This window comes from Ureibacillus chungkukjangi, assembly GCF_044795995.1.
GTDB lineage: Bacteria > Bacillota > Bacilli > Bacillales_A > Planococcaceae > Ureibacillus > Ureibacillus chungkukjangi.
The window spans coordinates 3,253,399-3,265,388 of record NZ_CP085009.1 but is presented as its reverse complement, the minus strand read 5'-3'; the positions used below and the strand labels follow the sequence as shown (position 1 = coordinate 3,265,388).

Annotated in this window: 13 protein-coding genes; 6 read left to right on the top strand and 7 right to left on the bottom strand. The window is 37.2% G+C overall.

Going from position 1 to position 11,990, the window contains the following annotated elements; all coding sequences use genetic code 11:
* Positions 1-15 precede the first annotated feature (15 nt).
* Positions 16-918 (top strand): ABC transporter permease, encoded by a 903-nt coding sequence (locus tag LG296_RS16250; RefSeq protein ID WP_107937123.1) that lies wholly within the window; start codon positions 16-18, stop codon positions 916-918.
* Positions 919-964: 46 nt separating this feature from the next.
* On the opposite strand, the gene cysK is transcribed toward LG296_RS16250, so the two are convergent.
* The 4 genes from cysK to LG296_RS16230 form a co-directional block, all read right to left on the bottom strand.
* Positions 965-1,891, bottom strand: coding sequence for a cysteine synthase A (gene cysK / locus LG296_RS16245; protein WP_107937125.1), 927 nt, complete (start codon positions 1,889-1,891; stop codon positions 965-967).
* Positions 1,892-2,022: 131 nt separating this feature from the next.
* Entirely contained in the window at positions 2,023-3,036 is a 1,014-nt protein-coding gene (locus LG296_RS16240) for an aliphatic sulfonate ABC transporter substrate-binding protein (RefSeq protein WP_107937127.1), read from the bottom strand.
* Between the two features lie 12 nt (positions 3,037-3,048).
* The gene (locus LG296_RS16235) at positions 3,049-3,744 is read right to left on the bottom strand and encodes an ABC transporter permease (RefSeq protein WP_235867697.1); all 696 of its coding nucleotides are present in this window, start codon (positions 3,742-3,744) and stop codon (positions 3,049-3,051) included.
* Between the two features lie 22 nt (positions 3,745-3,766).
* Positions 3,767-4,618: an ABC transporter ATP-binding protein gene (locus LG296_RS16230; RefSeq protein ID WP_107937131.1), complete on the bottom strand. Its 852-nt coding sequence runs from the start codon at positions 4,616-4,618 to the stop codon at positions 3,767-3,769.
* Positions 4,619-4,774: 156 nt separating this feature from the next.
* Between LG296_RS16230 and LG296_RS16225 the strand changes: the two genes are divergently transcribed.
* Complete coding sequence (locus tag LG296_RS16225) at positions 4,775-5,377, top strand: Crp/Fnr family transcriptional regulator (RefSeq protein WP_107937133.1); 603 nt, start codon at positions 4,775-4,777, stop codon at positions 5,375-5,377.
* Between the two features lie 62 nt (positions 5,378-5,439).
* Here LG296_RS16225 and LG296_RS16220 read toward each other — a convergent pair whose 3' ends face one another.
* Positions 5,440-6,528: an aromatic acid exporter family protein gene (locus LG296_RS16220; protein ID WP_107937135.1), complete on the bottom strand. Its 1,089-nt coding sequence runs from the start codon at positions 6,526-6,528 to the stop codon at positions 5,440-5,442.
* A 146-nt stretch (positions 6,529-6,674) separates the two neighbouring features.
* Positions 6,675-7,964, bottom strand: a complete 1,290-nt coding sequence (locus tag LG296_RS16215) for a glutamate-1-semialdehyde 2,1-aminomutase (protein ID WP_107937137.1) — start codon at positions 7,962-7,964, stop codon at positions 6,675-6,677.
* 116 nt (positions 7,965-8,080) lie between these two features.
* Between LG296_RS16215 and bcp the strand changes: the two genes are divergently transcribed.
* The 3 genes from bcp (at position 8,081) to perR (ending at position 10,179) form a co-directional block, all read left to right on the top strand.
* Positions 8,081-8,539 carry a thioredoxin-dependent thiol peroxidase gene (bcp, locus tag LG296_RS16210; protein WP_107937139.1) on the top strand — a complete coding sequence of 153 codons (459 nt, stop codon included), beginning with the start codon at positions 8,081-8,083 and terminating at the stop codon, positions 8,537-8,539.
* A 31-nt stretch (positions 8,540-8,570) separates the two neighbouring features.
* On the top strand, positions 8,571-9,518 hold the full coding sequence (locus LG296_RS16205; protein ID WP_107937141.1) for an NAD(P)-dependent oxidoreductase: 948 nt from the start codon (positions 8,571-8,573) through the stop codon (positions 9,516-9,518).
* A 214-nt stretch (positions 9,519-9,732) separates the two neighbouring features.
* Positions 9,733-10,179, top strand: coding sequence for a peroxide-responsive transcriptional repressor PerR (gene perR / locus LG296_RS16200; protein WP_107937143.1), 447 nt, complete (start codon positions 9,733-9,735; stop codon positions 10,177-10,179).
* A gap of 91 nt (positions 10,180-10,270) precedes the next feature.
* On the opposite strand, the gene LG296_RS16195 is transcribed toward perR, so the two are convergent.
* The gene (locus LG296_RS16195; RefSeq protein WP_107937145.1) at positions 10,271-10,618 is read right to left on the bottom strand and encodes a DUF2614 family zinc ribbon-containing protein; all 348 of its coding nucleotides are present in this window, start codon (positions 10,616-10,618) and stop codon (positions 10,271-10,273) included.
* 214 nt (positions 10,619-10,832) lie between these two features.
* Here LG296_RS16195 and LG296_RS16190 point away from each other — a divergent pair, with 214 nt between their 5' ends.
* Positions 10,833-11,723 carry a nucleotidyltransferase-like protein gene (locus LG296_RS16190; RefSeq protein WP_107937147.1) on the top strand — a complete coding sequence of 297 codons (891 nt, stop codon included), beginning with the start codon at positions 10,833-10,835 and terminating at the stop codon, positions 11,721-11,723.
* Positions 11,724-11,990 lie beyond the last annotated feature (267 nt).

The window sequence follows — 11,990 nt, the reverse complement described above, 5'->3', positions numbered from 1 at the left end:
AGGGGAGTGGGATTCATGCCAGAGCTAGTTTCTAATTCAGTCAATTTAAATGTAAAAGAAGAGAAGGTAGTGGGACCGTGGAAGGTGGCATGGCGAAGCTTTAAAAAAAGTAAAGCAGCCCTTGTTGGGACGGCCATCGTTGTGTTTTTCATTCTACTTGCTATATTTGGTCCATTGATAGCACCAGAAGGAATAAATGAACAGAAATTATCAGATCCAAGTTTGCGGTTAGCCCCTCCTTCGAGTGATTATTGGCTAGGGACAGATGATTTTGGTAGAGATATATTTTCGAGAGTAGTTTACGGTGCCAGGATTTCTCTAGCGGTAGGGTTCTTATCCGTTATTTTGTCAGTAGTGGCAGGGAGCTTTTTAGGAGTGATTGCAGGTTTTTACGGACGCTTTATTGATACAATTATTTCAAGAATATTTGATATTATGCTAGCTTTCCCAAGCATTTTACTAGCAATCGCTATCGTGTCAATCTTAGGTCCTTCCTTACAGAATGCACTGATAGCCATTGCCATTATCAACATTCCGAATTTCGGACGGTTAATTCGTTCGAAGGTATTGAGTGTTAAAGAGGAAGAATATATAGTAGCTGCAAAGGCAATTGGTATGAGGGACTCTCGAATATTATGGAGACATATTTTACCGAATTCATTTTCACCGGTGATTGTTCAGGGGACTTTAGCAATTGCTACAGCAATTATTGAAGCTGCTGCCTTAAGCTTTTTAGGATTAGGAGCAGAAGCACCTCAGCCTGAATGGGGGAAAATGCTTGCGGATGCTCGAGTGCACTTGATGACAGCACCATGGACGATGTTCTTCCCAGGGCTTGCAATTATGCTAACTGTTCTTGGATTTAACCTAATGGGTGATGGATTAAGGGATGCATTAGACCCGAAGATGAAAAATTAATTAGAAAGGGTGAGCTGAAATTGGCTCACCCTTTTCTTAATTGTTATTAGTCTATAGGAAATAAATCAGATGATAAATAACGTTCGCCTGTATCTGGAGCTAAACAAAGTACTCTTTGTGATGAAGGGAGCTTTTTAGCTAGTTCGATAGCAAAGTAAGCTGATGCTGCACCAGAAGCACCAACTAAAATGCCTTCTTCGGCTGCAAGTCTTCGAGCGACAGTTTGTGCATCTTCATCATCAATATGAAGAATCTCATCGAATACTTCAGGATTTAAAATGTTTGGGATAAACCCAGGTCCTGTTCCCGGAATTTTGTGAGGTCCTGGATCACCACCAGCTAACACTGGAGATCCAGCAGGTTCCACTACATAAATTTTTAAATTAGGAAGGTGTTTTTTTAGCTCTTCTCCAGTGCCGGTAACAGTACCACCTGTACCAGCAGTTAACACAAGAACATCCAATTGTTCTTCAAATGCTTCTAAAATTTCTACTGCAGTAGTAGTTCGATGTGCATCAGCATTTGCTTGGTTATCGAACTGAAGGGGAATAAAGCTGTTTGGAATTCCTTCTGCGATACGTATAGCTTCGTCAATGGAGCCTTGCATACGTAAATTTGCAGGAGTAAGGTGAACTTCAGCACCATAAGCCTGCATTAGCTGAACACGTTCCTTTGTAGCGTTATCCGGCATTGTAATAATACAAGGGTAGCCTTTTACTGCACAGACCATTGCAAGCCCAATCCCGGTGTTTCCTGAAGTAGGCTCAATTACAGTACTAACACCAGGAATGAGTTTACCGTCTTTTTCAGCTTGAACAATCATATTTAATGCGGCACGGTCTTTTACACTGCCACCAGGATTAAACGATTCTAATTTCATATAAACCTTCGCACCGTTTTGGGTGGGTAATTTATTTAGTTTAACGATTGGCGTGTTTCCAACTAATTCGAGAATATTATTATGTAATTTCATGATAAACACCTCTTTAGTAAATTGACAAAAGCTAGGCAACATTCACTGCCTAGCTTTTGGTCTTTCTTTATTATAAAACTTTTCCTTCAGGCTGACTATTTTATTAGCCTTATGGAACTTTTTGTGAATGATTATTTTAATGCTTCCTCTAAATAAGAAAGGTTTACTAACCCATCAATGTTATCTGTAGAAATATAGCCGGCTTCCTTAGAAATTGTAGCCATTTCTTTTAAAATTTCTTCTTTAACATCCGTTGTAGGAGTTAAGCGAGCAAATGCTTTTGTTACTTCGTCTTTTGATAATTCTTTTCCAGTAAGTCCTTTTACATGATCAAGGAATAGCTGAATTGCTTCTTCTGGATTTTCGTTAATGAAGTCAACTGCTTGTTTATGTGCTATTAAAGCCTTTTTCGTTAGTTCTGGATTATTAGAAGTAAAAGCTTTTCTTGCAGCTACTACTGTATTAGTAGAATCACTGCCCCAAGCAAATTCTGATGCATCTAATAATAGCTTTGCATTACCATTAGTTTCGATGTTAACGCCCCATGGCTCTTGTGTAGCTGCTGCTTCGATTTCACCCTTTAACATTAATGCTGCAGTATCAGCAGGAGCTTGTTTGATTGTAGTAACATCTGCATTTCCAGTAGAATTTGCTGTTAACCCAGCATCTTGAAGAGATTTCATTAAACCTACATCCTGTGTACTACCGAAAGTTGGTACTGCAACCTTTTTACCTTTTAAATCTTCAACACTATTAATACCTGAATCTTTCCCAACAACAAGAACTGCTCCACCATTAACTGCTCCAGCAATAATTTCATGCTCTGGATTTTTCACAAATGTGTTTAATGCTGGTGTAGGACCAACTGTTCCGATATCAATTGAGTTTGTAGACATTGCTTCCATAAAAGCGGAACCGTCGTTAAATGTGCTAGTAGTAATTTTAATATCTTCACCAAGCTGTTCAGTATAGAAGCCTTTTTCAAGTGCAATGATAGTTGCGATATGAGTCATATTTGGGAAGTACCCAATACGAACTTCACTTACAGAATCCTTTTCAGCGTTTGATTCATCGCCATCACCACAAGCAGCAAGGACTGTAATTACGAGGGTCAAGATAGTTAAAAATAAAATATTCTTTTTCATTTTTTCTTCTCCTTAGTGGGCAGTTTGGATACCCCATTTTCTTAATACAAAGCGTTCAATTCTTACAAAGATAAAGTTGTCGATAAAGGAACCGATTATTCCGATTATGATCATAATACTAAAGATTAAATCCATGGCTTGGATGGAGCGACCTAGGTCAAGAAGTGTTCCAAGACCACCACTGCCTCCAAGTAATTCACCAGCTAAAACTGCACGCCAAGCTAATGCCCAAGCTAAACGCAATCCAGCAATTTGCTGCGGAATTGTTGAATTAAAGATAACCGTTCTAAATAGGTGGAACCCTGACGACCCCATTGTGCTTGCTACACGAATCAGTAGGGGAGGGACACTCTTAAATGCAGTACTGGATGTAATGGTAATCGAAAGGGCTGCCCCTAAAATTACGATGAAGATTACAGAGCCAACACCTAATCCAAACCAAAGAATTGCTAATGGCATCCAGACGATATTTGGAATGGCTTGTAAGCTTGTTACAAAAAAGCCTAGTGTATCGTCGACAATTTTGTATTTGTAGATTAAGAAGCCAAGTACAAATCCGATGACAACAGCTACAAAAAAGCCGATAAATAAACGGATTAGGGAAGAACCAGTAGCCTCTAATAATTGTCCACTTATTATTCCGTTTATTAATGTTTTTACAACGGTAACGCCACCCGGGTCATTAGGAATGATTAATGGTGGCCACATAAATGCTGGGAAAACTTCAAATTTAGATATCGCTTCCCATATTGTTATTAGGATCAACACGAAGATGGTCCGTCTTAAGAGCGTAATCACTGCCTAATTCCTCCTTCAGCACTTTTTCCATTTCTTGTTCAAGCTCTGTTAATATTCGATTTTCTAAATGTATTAAAATGCTGTCTGAAGAACTTCTAGGTCGAGCAGCTTGCACCGGGAATATGTTTTTAATACCACCGGGACGCGTTTTCATTAACACAATTCGGTCAGATAATACAACTGCTTCACGAATATTATGAGTGACGAAAATGATTGTCTTTCCAGTATCACGCCAAAGCTTATCAAGCTCCTTATGTAGCACCATTCGAGTTTGCTCATCTAAAGCAGCAAATGGTTCATCCATTAAGAGAATCTCTGGATCTGTAACTAGTGCTCGAGCAATAGCAACACGTTGCTTCATGCCTCCTGATAATTCATGAGGCATTGCGTGAGCGAAATTTCCAAGGTGTACTTTTTGTAGCCAATTTAGTGCACGACTTTTCGCTTCTTCCTTGGGTACTTTTTTAATAAGTAGTCCGTACATAACATTGTCTAATACACTTAACCATGGGAATAATCCAGATTCCTGGAAAACGACAATTCGATCATTACCTGGTCCTTTAATAGGTTTATCATTAACTAGTAGACTTCCAGAAGACTCTTTTTCTAGTCCTGCTACAATATTTAAAAGTGTAGATTTCCCACATCCGGATGGACCTAATAAGGAAACAAATTCCCCTTTTTTAATAGTTAGGGAAACATCATCCAACGCAATTGTTGGAGCATGATCTTTTCTTTGAAATTCTTTATGAATATTTTGAAGAATAATATGCTCTTCGGCCATTATTAAACCCTCCATTCCAATAAAACATATTAACATACTAAGATTTAATTAGTTTTCATTTTAGAGTTTGTATTTTAATCTTTCTGTCACTTTTGTTACAAAAATTCAGAATTATATTTATAATAGACTATAGTAAGGAATGAAGGGGATCTTAAAATGCTTAAAGAGCTAGGGCAATTTAGTAAAAAGATATATGTGAAAAAAGGACAAATGATTTATAAAACAGGGGATGCCATCAATACCGTCTATTTTCTGCAACAAGGATTGGTGAAGCTAGCTGAGGATGCAGATGATGGACAGCCCGTCACAATCGTACTATTACAAAAGGGCGAATTGTTTGGTTTCTTAGATCGATTAAATAATCATATAGAGCATACTCAGTATTCCGTAGCATTAACGGATTCTACACTTCTCGCTTTCCCTATTGAGGTGCTATTAAAACATTTAGAAAATCTGTCAGCTATTGAAAGTGTGATGCTTTATTCAATGGTTCGGCAATTAGCAGAGGCAAAACAATTAGTCTATGTCCATTCGAAAATGACTGTACCAGAGAGAATTAGCTGGTTTTTGATGAAGCTGGCAACGATGGAAAATGGGGTACCTACTATCAATATCCCATTAACACACGAAGAAATTTCTTTTATGGTAGGGTGCAGTCGGCAAAAGGTAACAACCTACTTAAGTAAGTGGAAAAAGCAAGGTATCATTCAATATGATCGAGGCTTTATTCAGTTGGTAGATATGGACAAGCTTCAGTGAACATAAAAACTCCCCAGAAGTTTGATATCTGGGGAGATTAACCAAAGGTAAATATGGGCTTTCTAGTAAAAGCTTTGTTCTAAATCAGAATTTTTTTCCTCGCTATGGTAGCTTCTATATGAAACGATTAAGGTATCTAAATGTTCTAGATTCTCCTCATAATCCAAAAGTCTAGAGAAGAGGTAGAACAAATGATAGCTTGAAAATTCCTCTTCGCCTTCACGCTTTTGCTCCAATGCAATTTGATGGATAAGCTGTTCCATTACATCTACATACTTTTTATCCTGTTCGTCTACCCATTTGGAATGCTCAGGTTTTAGCTTGCCAGTGAATTTTAAAAGTAGCTGTTCATGGAAGGTAAGTAAGAAATCAAGACGCTCCTGAACCATCTCTCTAAACTGGACAGGTAAATTAGAAATTTCATTTTCATGCTTATGCAAACGATGCAATAGCTCCATGCTTTTTTTGGTTGTTATAATCATTTGACGATAAATCACGAGCTTGCGTGCTTGGACAAAACGTTTTTTCTTGGAGTAATGTCGTTCCTCTTTATAGAAATCATACATTTTTTCAACTTCGCTCAGACGTTCATGAAATTTGTTTAAGGCAGCTTTCGTTGAAATATGCTCCGATGCTTGTCTGGCAGCTAATCGAGTCCAACGAATAATATCATCCTGCAGCGAATCAATCATTGTAAATAATTTAACTTCATATCGAGGTGGAAGAAATACTAAATTCACGATAAAGGCAGCAAAAACGCCGACCATAACCGTTAAAAACCGCTCAACACCGAACTCTAAAAAGTCATTTCCCTCGTATACCATAATCGCAACCACTGTAACAAGTGCTAGTGACATAGAGCTATCGAGCTTGAATTTTCTCATAAGCCCGATTACAATGATGGCTGCAATACCAATGGAAACGATGTGGTGTCCAAAAGCTAAACCAAATAACACAGCTACTGTTGCGCCGATCAAATTGCCCTGAAGCTGTTCAAGGATTGACAAATAAGAACGATAAATAGATGGTTGAATTGCAAAGATTGCCGCAATCCCAGCGAAAACAGGTGAAGGTAGATTTAGTAAATCTGCGAGAAAAAGTGCAAATACAATTGCAACACCTGTTTTTAATACACGGGCACCTAATTGCATGTAGATATACGCCCTCTCTTTTTTAAATACTTTTACCCCTCTTCAATGAGGGGAAATCACATTACTTTACCTAATTTTCTCACCTGGGTCAACTAGTTTAGTGTATAGATATAGAAATAAAATTATAAGTAAATTTTATTATCAAATTATTTTAATTGAGAAAAGGCATAATCCACTGCTGACAGTGTTTGGATGATATCTTCTTCTTTATGCTCGGTTGTTAAGAACCATGCTTCGTATTTAGAAGGGGCAAGGTTTACTCCTTTTGAAAGCATTAATTTAAAGAAGCGACCGAATGTTTCACCATCAGAATTTTCAGCTTGCTCGTAGTTTTCTACTTTTTCATTTGTAAAGTAAAGAGTTAATGCACCTTTTAATCGGTTAACTGTAATCGTAACTCCATGTTTCTCTGCAGCCTCTAAAATTCCTTGTTCAAGCAGGGCTCCTAGGCGATCCATTTCCTCATATACACCAGGCTGTTTTAAAACCTCGAGACATGCGATTCCGGCAAGCATTGATGCAGGATTACCCGCCATTGTTCCAGCTTGGTATGCTGGGCCAAGTGGGGCAACTGTTTCCATAATTTCTTTTCGACCACCATAGGCTCCGATTGGTAGGCCGCCACCGATAATTTTACCCATAGCTGTTAAGTCTGGTGTTAAACCAAGTAAATCCTGAGCAGCACCGTAGTGGAAACGGAATGCCGTAATTACTTCATCATGAATAGTTAATGCACCTTTTTCTTTAGCTGTTGCATGAACAAATTCTAAAAATCCTGGTTTAGGCTCAACAATACCAAAGTTCCCAACGATAGGCTCAATTAGAATAGCAGCAACTTCATCGCCCCATTTATCAATTGCCATTTGGAATTCTTCTTTATTATTAAATGGTACTGTAATTACTTCTGTAGCTACTGCGACAGGCACACCGGCAGAATCAGGAGAACCAAGAGTAGCAGGACCAGAGCCAGCAGCAACTAATACTTGGTCAAAGTGTCCATGATAGCAGCCTGCAAATTTGATGATTTTCGTACGGCCAGTATATGCGCGAGCTACACGGACAGTAGTCATCACAGCTTCCGTACCAGAGTTTGTAAAACGTACTTTATCTAATGAAGGAATGGCGTCTTTTAGCATTTTGGCAAATTTGACCTCATGCTCTGTTGGTGTCCCGAACAAAACGCCTGTTTCTGCTGCATGAGAAATTGCTTGAGCGATATGTGGGTGACCAAATCCAGTAATAATAGGACCGTAAGCTGCTAAGTAATCAATGTATTGATTGCCATCGACATCCCAAAAGTATGCTCCTTTTCCTCTGGCCATTACAACTGGAGCTCCGCCGCCAACTGCTTTATAAGAACGTGATGGACTATTTACACCACCAACAATATGCTCTAATGCTTTTACTTGGATTTCTTCTGATTTTGTATGATTCATTTGTAAAGCCTCCTCATTAATTTCACATCCTATTGTAGACCTAATGGAAAGCGAATGCCAAAGAATTTGAAACTCGTACCCTTCTTTTGTACGATATAGAAAAGGGAGGTAGATTTATGGAATCGTTAGTAAATATGGAAGCGCCCGAATTTACATTATTAAATGAAAAAGAAGAGCAAGTAGCGTTAAAGGATTTTCAAGGTAAAAAGGTAGTGCTGTATTTTTACCCTAAAGATATGACACCTGGCTGTACTACAGAGGCATGTGATTTTCGTGATCGCCATGAAGAATTTTCGGATTTAAATACTGTAATCCTTGGCGTAAGTGGTGACGGTGCCAGTAAGCATACTAAGTTTATAGAAAAGTATGGTCTGCCATTTTCATTATTAGTCGATGAAGACCATGAAGTAGCGGAAAAATACGGCGTGTGGGTATTAAAGAAAATGTATGGCCGTGAGTTTATGGGGATTGAACGTTCGACCTTTCTTATAAATGAAGAGGGAATTATTGAGAAGGAATGGCGTAAAGTTAAAGTGAAAAATCATATCGAGGAAGTTTTATCGAGCTTACAATAAATTACAATATATACCGTGGAGGGGAATGGGAATGAGAGTTTATTTTACATTTGATTCAAGACCAGATTTACAAAAACAATTGGTAGATCAGTTTCCAGAGATTGAGTTTGCATTTCGTAAGGGGATTGTTGATAACGATTTAGAAACGGCTGAAGTGATTGTTACATACGGTGAGGATTTATCAGCTGAAGATATTGCTAAAGCACAAAACTTAAAATGGATTTTCGTGGCCTCTGCTGGCGTAGAAAAAATGCCTAAGGAAGCAATTGCACAACGAAATATCCTTGTATCGAACGTTCGTGGGATTCATAAAAAGCCAATGACTGAATCAATTCTTGCACATATTTTATCTATCAAACGTATATTGCCAACGATTTATAATAATCAAAGAAATAAAGTTTGGGACAAAAGAGGCGGTCGTCCAACTGAGCTTAATGGCAGTACGGCGTTAATCATTGGACCTGGTGCGATTGGTGGGGAAATTGGAAGGTTACTACAGGCATTTGATGTTTATACAATTGGCTGTAACCGTAGTGGAAATCCAGCAGAGTATATGAATGAAACATTTCGTATGGATGAGATTTCAGAGCACCTCCCAAAAACTGATATCGTCATTTCAGTTTTACCGAGCACGAAAGAAACCGAGCATTTAATTAAATACGAGCATTTTCAATTAATGAAAGACAATGCAATCTTTATGAATTTTGGTAGAGGAAATTTAGTAGAGACAAGTGTATTAATTCGTGCGCTTGAGGAACAGCAAATTCAGCACGCGGTACTTGATGTTTTTGAAGAAGAGCCGCTTCCGCTTGAAAGTAAGCTTTGGGAGTTAGATAATGTTACGATTTCTCCACATTGCTCAAGCCATTCCTCGCGTTATTTAGAGAGAAGTTTGGAAATCTTTATACCGAGCCTAGAAAAATATCTAGCTGGGGATACAAACATTGAGAATAAAATGAATATTTTACGTGGTTATTGAGAATAAAATATGTATATTGAAAATCTTAGTATAGACCATATACTAGGATTTTCTTATATTTATAATAACAATTGGTGAAAGCTTGTAATTTTTTATTATCTGTTGAGTTAAACTATCAGTAGAAGATAAGGAATTGTTGACTACAATCGATAATTTGGGTACACTAATTATAACTATTATAAACTAAGAATTAAGTAGAAAGAGGTGCATGGCGATGTCTGAAATGCATTTAAAAAATGCCCTAGACACGTTAAAGACAACTGGTGTAAGAATTACTCCGCAGCGTCATGCTATTTTGGAATATTTAATTGAATCAATGACACATCCAACTGCAGATGAAATATATAAAGCTCTAGAAGGTAAGTTTCCGAATATGAGTGTAGCAACTGTTTACAATAACCTACGTGTATTCCGTGAATCAGGTTTAGTGAAGGAACTAACATATGGAGATGCAGCAAGTCGATTTGATTTTGTTACAAATGACCATTATCACATGATTTGTGAATCCTGTGGGAAGATTGTGGATTTCCATTATCCAGGGTTAAACGAAGTGGAGCAATTTGCATCGCATGTAACAGGCTATAAGGTACATTCACATCGTCTAGAACTATACGGTACTTGCCAAGAATGTCTTGAAAATACCGGTAAACAAGTATTGTAGTCAAATTTAAAGCCTAGTAACGATATGTTGCTAGGTTTTTTGCATTTTGTGAATGAAAAAAGCCGACTCTATTAAAGAGTCGACAGTGGTGTTAATTCTTTTTATTATAATCTTGATTGAATTCTTTACCCACTAAAGTTGGATCAAGTGTAAGTGGTTCATTACAGTACATACACATATCAACACGGCCAAGTACCTTCGTATGTCTATTGCAATTTGGACATACTACTTGTACAGCTCTTGTTGAAAGTAAACCAATCCATCCATATACAGCAGTACTGCCGATAATGCATAATAAACCTACTGTCATGAAGATAATAACCAATATTTGATTTTCGCGGAAGAAGATTGCCCCATACATAATCACGAAACCGATGAAAATTAGAGATAGGGCAAATGAGCGAATCTTATTTATCTTATTTTTATATTTTTTTGCCATAATTCTTTAGCCTCCCAATCTAGATTCTACTATAACATAGAACGTTTTCATTTGAGGATAAGAAAGTATAGAAATTTTTAAGCATATATTCATAATAGTAAAGCTGGAACTTTTTCATTCAAAACAAGTTCTTTTAATAAGTTAACTAAAAGAAGGATTCTATTTACAGATGTCGAAAAACAAATTAACGTAATTGTAATTTAGGAGGATTATTATGGAGCACATTTTGCGCCCGATCTACCAAGAGCGTGCAAGCCAGTCAGATACACTTGGTGTTATTCTGGTGACTAAGCGTGAAGAAACGATGAGTGTTACGGATACTTTTGACGCGGTGTTACTAATTGTTGTAAAAGAAGCGGAACTGCCGATCTATACAAAACATTATTTACACGAAGATAAAAAAATGGCGATGCATGTGATTACAGAAGAGTTATTAAATAAACGATTGAATGTAGGTTTAGATAGAAGAATTGTAGACTGGATTTTCCACGGGAAGGTTATGTTCGATCGAAACGAGTATCTTTCAAATTTGCGATTAAAGCTACAGGAGTTTCCTTTCCTAGGTCGCAAACTAAAAACAGGTATTCAATTTTCTAAATTGATTCGTCGTTATTTAGAAGGGAAAGAGTTCTTTAATAGAGGTAATCATTTTGACTCCTATAACCACGTAGTTGATTCCTTGCATCATCTAGCTCGATTAGCCGTTATTGAAAATGGATTATATCCAGAAGTAACAGTTTGGTCGCAAGTGAAAAAGCTAGAGCCTTCTATTTATAAATTATACGAAGAGCTTGTGATGAGTACAGAAAGCTTAGAAAAAAGACTGGAGCTTTTGTTTTTAGCGATTGAATTCTTAATTAATTCGCGAACGCATGACGGTGCGCAACATATATTAGAAACGATGCTGTCAAAAGATACATGGACAACACAGGAATTACATAATCATAATGAGTTGAAGTATTATGCTAAAGACTTAGAAGTATTTGTAGAGTATTTAATCGATAAAGGATATATTATTGTTGAATCAAAACTTTCAAAGAGTGGATTAATCTATCACAGACATTATAAAGTAGATAAAGACTTTGCAACTTCTGCTTATGAGTGATTGAATTAGAGTATTGCTTCAAGGGCTTGGATTGATTTTAGTTTCGGGGCAAAATAATCGCCTCGAAACTTTTTTTTTAGAAAGTGTTGACTTTTCTATTAGATGAGTTGTATTATAGAAAACGTCGCTGATGCGGTATAAGAAAGCTAACATAAAACAAGGAACTTCTGAAAAAAACTTGTTAGAAAGTTGTTGACAGAGTTAAATTGAAATGTTAGTATAGAGAAGTCGCTGAAAAACGACTGAAACAAATGAACCTTGAAAACT

What these genes read in the sequence shown, in the direction of transcription:
- LG296_RS16250 (WP_107937123.1), top strand. Translation starts at nt 16, where the DNA reads ATGCCAGAGCTAGTTTCTAATTCAGTCAATTTAAATGTAAAAGAAGAG.
- cysK (WP_107937125.1), bottom strand. Translation starts at nt 1,891, where the DNA reads ATGAAATTACATAATAATATTCTCGAATTAGTTGGAAACACGCCAATC.
- LG296_RS16240 (WP_107937127.1), bottom strand. Translation starts at nt 3,036, where the DNA reads ATGAAAAAGAATATTTTATTTTTAACTATCTTGACCCTCGTAATTACA.
- LG296_RS16235 (WP_235867697.1), bottom strand. Translation starts at nt 3,744, where the DNA reads ATGTGGCCACCATTAATCATTCCTAATGACCCGGGTGGCGTTACCGTT.
- LG296_RS16230 (WP_107937131.1), bottom strand. Translation starts at nt 4,618, where the DNA reads ATGGCCGAAGAGCATATTATTCTTCAAAATATTCATAAAGAATTTCAA.
- LG296_RS16225 (WP_107937133.1), top strand. Translation starts at nt 4,775, where the DNA reads ATGCTTAAAGAGCTAGGGCAATTTAGTAAAAAGATATATGTGAAAAAA.
- LG296_RS16220 (WP_107937135.1), bottom strand. Translation starts at nt 6,528, where the DNA reads ATGCAATTAGGTGCCCGTGTATTAAAAACAGGTGTTGCAATTGTATTT.
- LG296_RS16215 (WP_107937137.1), bottom strand. Translation starts at nt 7,964, where the DNA reads ATGAATCATACAAAATCAGAAGAAATCCAAGTAAAAGCATTAGAGCAT.
- bcp (WP_107937139.1), top strand. Translation starts at nt 8,081, where the DNA reads ATGGAATCGTTAGTAAATATGGAAGCGCCCGAATTTACATTATTAAAT.
- LG296_RS16205 (WP_107937141.1), top strand. Translation starts at nt 8,571, where the DNA reads ATGAGAGTTTATTTTACATTTGATTCAAGACCAGATTTACAAAAACAA.
- perR (WP_107937143.1), top strand. Translation starts at nt 9,733, where the DNA reads ATGTCTGAAATGCATTTAAAAAATGCCCTAGACACGTTAAAGACAACT.
- LG296_RS16195 (WP_107937145.1), bottom strand. Translation starts at nt 10,618, where the DNA reads ATGGCAAAAAAATATAAAAATAAGATAAATAAGATTCGCTCATTTGCC.
- LG296_RS16190 (WP_107937147.1), top strand. Translation starts at nt 10,833, where the DNA reads ATGGAGCACATTTTGCGCCCGATCTACCAAGAGCGTGCAAGCCAGTCA.